3 protein-coding genes and 2 pseudogenes are annotated in these 3,602 nt (G+C 69.9%); 3 read left to right on the top strand and 2 right to left on the bottom strand.

Going from position 1 to position 3,602, the window contains the following annotated elements:
• Window positions 1-477 (bottom strand): annotated as a pseudogene (locus tag WH07_RS28210) (DnaB-like helicase N-terminal domain-containing protein); the annotation flags it as partial.
• Here WH07_RS28210 and WH07_RS41820 point away from each other — a divergent pair.
• From WH07_RS41820 to WH07_RS28200, 3 genes are all read left to right on the top strand, one after another.
• A complete protein-coding gene (locus WH07_RS41820) occupies window positions 427-558 on the top strand; it encodes a hypothetical protein (RefSeq protein WP_269801392.1) in 132 nt (43 codons plus the stop codon). The pseudogene WH07_RS28210 and the gene WH07_RS41820 overlap by 51 nt on opposite strands.
• Window positions 559-773: 215 nt before the next feature.
• Entirely contained in the window at window positions 774-1,970 is a 1,197-nt protein-coding gene (locus WH07_RS28205) for an IS110 family RNA-guided transposase (protein ID WP_046505914.1), read from the top strand.
• Between the two features lie 57 nt (window positions 1,971-2,027).
• On the top strand, window positions 2,028-2,486 hold the full coding sequence (locus WH07_RS28200) for a DUF4279 domain-containing protein (RefSeq protein WP_046505912.1): 459 nt from the start codon (window positions 2,028-2,030) through the stop codon (window positions 2,484-2,486).
• Window positions 2,487-2,545: 59 nt separating this feature from the next.
• Here the strand turns inward: WH07_RS28200 and WH07_RS38165 are convergent.
• A pseudogene (locus WH07_RS38165) lies at window positions 2,546-3,212 on the bottom strand (DNA cytosine methyltransferase); the annotation flags it as partial.
• Between the last annotated feature and the right edge of the window lie 390 nt (window positions 3,213-3,602).

Here is a 3,602-nt window from a genome sequence, read left to right as displayed (position 1 = left end):
GTGCGGGGCGGGACGCCGGTGCGCGGGGGGAAGCGGTTCGCGATGTCGTCCACGACTGAGGCGAGTGCGTCGGCCTCGGCGAGCACCGTCTGGACGGGGTGCGGGAGGGAGGCGTCGTGGACGGTCTCGACGAGGTGTTCGGCGGCCGTCTGCAACTGGCGGCGGGCGTGTTCGGCCTCGACGATCCGTGCGTAGGCCGGTGCGTGGCGGGGCCGGGGGCATGCCTGGGCGAGGGTGTGAAGGTAGGAGGCGGTCAGTCCGCGCGCCTGCTTGCGCCCTGTGGCGAGCACGTGGTCGAGCCATGTGGTGTTCTTCGTGTGCTCGACAGGGTCGGGCGGGGGGCAGTGTGCTGATCGCGGCGAACACGGCGGCGTGCGCGGCGGTGGAGAACGAGTCGGCGCAGATGCCGGTCACGTCGCGGAACCGGTGCGGATCGAGGAGGAGGGCGCCCAGGAGGGCCTGCTCGGCGTGGAACACCGGCTGCGGCGGCGCAATGGCGTCGAGGTCGTCTTCGTCGGATTCGGGGGTGTGGGGCATCAGGCGGCTCTACCGTCTTGATCGGGTTGATCGAGCCATTCGTAGGGTTGGGTCGCCCAGGGGTGCTGGGTGTGGCTATCAGGCGGCTGCCGTCTCGTGGCTTGCCTCGCTTTGCCGCCCAGCACCCCACGACGACTCGGCCGCCGATTAGGAAGTGCGAACAAGTCGCTGCGTAGAGCAATGCCGGCGAGGTCGTCCGTGGCACGCACAGTAAGAACAAGCACGTCAGGAGCGCTATGAGCCGGATATGGGCGGGGATCGACAGCGGCAAGGGCCACCATCACGGCCTCGTCCTGGATGCGGACGGAAGGACGCTGCTGTCGCGGCGGGTCGCCAACGACGAGCCCGAGCTGCTGAAACTGATCGGTGACGTGCTCGACCTGGCCGACGGCCGAACGGTCACCTGGGCCATCGACATGACCGGCGGGGAACCCGCGCTGCTGCTGGCCCTGCTGATCAACCACGGCCAGGAAGTCCTCTACATGCCCGGCCGACTGGTGAACCGGGCCTCTGACGGCTACCGCGGCGAGGGCAAGACCGATGCCCGCGACGCCTACGTCATCGCCGACCAGGCCAGGATGCGCCGCGACCTGCGGCCCATCCGTCCTGGCGACGAAGCCGCCGTCGAGCTCAAGCTGCTGACCGGACGCCGGGCCGACCTGGTCGAAGACTGCACCCGTGCAGTGAACCGCTTGCGCGGCACCCTGCTGAGCATGTTTCCCGCCTTGGAGCGGGCCCTGGAGGTCACCAACACTGGGCCTCTCAGGCTGCTGACGGGCTACCAGACCCCGGCCGCGATCCGCCGCGCCGGGATCTTGCGGCTGACTACCGGGCTGGCCAACCGCAAGGTCCACAACGCGAGATCCTTGGCCGAAGCCGCGGTCGAGGCCGCCGAACGCCAGCACACGGCCGTCTCCGGGGAGAAGACCATCGCGAAGCTGGTGCACACCTTGGCCGAGGAGGTGATGGCCCTCAACGAGCAGGTTTCCGAGATGGACAAGCTCATCGAGGGCCGGTTTCGCGAGCACGAACTCGCCGATATCGTTCTGAGCGTCCCTGGCATCGGGGCAGTCTTCGGTGCGGAGTTCCTCGCCGCCGTCGGCGGCAGCCTGGACGAGTTCGACTCCCCGGACGCTCTGGCGGCCTTCGCCGACGTCGCCCCGGCGCCTCGTGACTCGGGCAAGGTCAGTGGCAACCTTCACCGGCCGATCACCTACCACCGAAGGCTCCAGCGCGTCTTTTACACCTCCGCGCTGGTCAGCGTCCGCTACGACCCGAACTCGCGGAAGTTCTACGACCGCAAACGCGCCGAAGGCAAGAAGCACGTCCAGGCCGTGCTCGCCCTCGCCCGCCGACGCGTCAACGTCATCTGGGCCCTGATCCGAGACCGACGGTGCTACGAGGTCACGCCTTCGGTCACCGAGGCCGCCTGACTGCTGGACACGCATAATCACGGTCGGCCCATTTCCCGCGCGGCTATCCTCCACGGGATGCCACTTCGCCAGTACGCCTACTTCGCGCTGTTCAGCCGGCACACCTCGGCAGACGACATGACCTCCCAGCTGGGCATCACTCCTGACGAGGTGGCTGTTCGCGGCAGCCGGTTCACCGAGCCGACGGTGGTTCCGGTCGACCACTCGTGGATGGTTGTCTGCCGGGAGCCGGGTCTGCGCGTCGACGAGCAGATCACCCGGATTCTCGACAGGCTCCAGCCCCACACGGACCGCATTCGCGACCTCACCGGGCAGCTGGCCCGCACCGGCGGCGGAGCTGTGCTCCAAATCGTGCGCTACTTCAACGACACCGACCAAGCCCAGCCAGGCGCAGCGGACGCCCCCAACCTCTTTGGTTGGCACCTGGACCGCAAGGTCCTGGACTTCCTCAGCGCCACCGGAGCCGAGCTCGACATCGACGAGTACGACATGGCCGGTGTCGAGGACACCAGGTGAGCACATGACCTCGTACTCACCTGGCACATGAGTCGCACTCCGACGGCTTGACAACAGCATTAGGAAGCGAGGGTGAAGTCGTCGGGGCCGAGGGTGACGCCGAGGTGCGGGGCGAGGAGGCGGCCGGCGAGCAGGGGCGGGACAGCGTTGCCGATCTGGCTGAAGACCTGGCCTTTGTTCCCGGCCCAGGGGTAGTCGGCCGGGAAGGTCTGCAGGATGCCCGCCTCGCGGGCAGTGATCCGGATCGGCGCCGGCAGCGCCGGCGCGTCCGTTGGTGGCGTTGGTCTGGTTGTTGCTGCACAGCGACCAGGACCAGCCGTGGGTCTCGGCGGTGGACGTCGGCGCCGGGGCGGTGGCAGCACGGTTCTCACGGATGCCGTGCCGGGCCGCCCGTCCGGCTCCTTCACGGCGGGACTGCGCGACTGCTCCGTGCGGCTGGGGCATCCATGTGCCGCGCTCCCGGGCGTCGGACAGCGTCTTGCGGGAGCCCGAAGGGAACGGTTCGGGTCCGCCGCCGGCGCAGACGGTGGGGACGGGCCGGTCGGTCGCGCCCCATCCCAGGGACTCGGCCATGCTGACCCAGCGGGCGCGGCCCGGCCCGAACAGCGAGTCAGGTTCAGCGGCTTGGGAGTGCGTGGGCGTGGGAGGCTGTGCCGTACGGACCCGGGAGGCGAGCAGGATCGCCCGCTTCCGCGTCTGGGGAACGCCGAAGTCGGCTGCGTTGAGGCGGACCAGGGCGGCGGGTCCGGTGCGGGAGCGTCCTGAGCGGGCGCCGCGGGAGCGGGTGGCTCATGAGCGGGAGGCGCGGTGGCCGCGGGGGGTGCCGCGGGCAGGGTGCCGGTGATGACGGTGACTTCTCCGAGTGTGCCGTCCAGGACCGCGGCGCGCGGCCGGGCCGGTATGTCCACGGGCTCGTCCGGATGGTGCGGGCATAAGGTGTCGCGCACGATGATTTCCACCGGATGTCTCCTCTTGCGGGACGAGGGTTGACGCGTACGGACTTCCAGGAACGCGGGCGGAACGGGGCGCGGCTGCGCGCTGAGCGCGGTACGGCCTTCGGGCGGCGGAGCGCCGACGGGCGGACCGGCCCCCCCCGGGGCCCCAGACCCCCCGGGG

It is taken from the genome of Streptomyces odonnellii (assembly GCF_000981895.1).
In the GTDB taxonomy this organism is placed as follows: Bacteria; Actinomycetota; Actinomycetes; order Streptomycetales; family Streptomycetaceae; genus Streptomyces; species Streptomyces odonnellii.
The sequence above is the reverse complement of the archived record's forward strand: the minus strand, read 5'-3'. Positions and strand labels throughout refer to the sequence as shown.

Excerpts from the sequence above, each read along its gene's own strand:
- WH07_RS28205 (WP_046505914.1), top strand. The coding sequence starts at position 774 with ATGAGCCGGATATGGGCGGGGATCGACAGCGGCAAGGGCCACCATCAC.
- WH07_RS28200 (WP_046505912.1), top strand. The coding sequence starts at position 2,028 with ATGCCACTTCGCCAGTACGCCTACTTCGCGCTGTTCAGCCGGCACACC.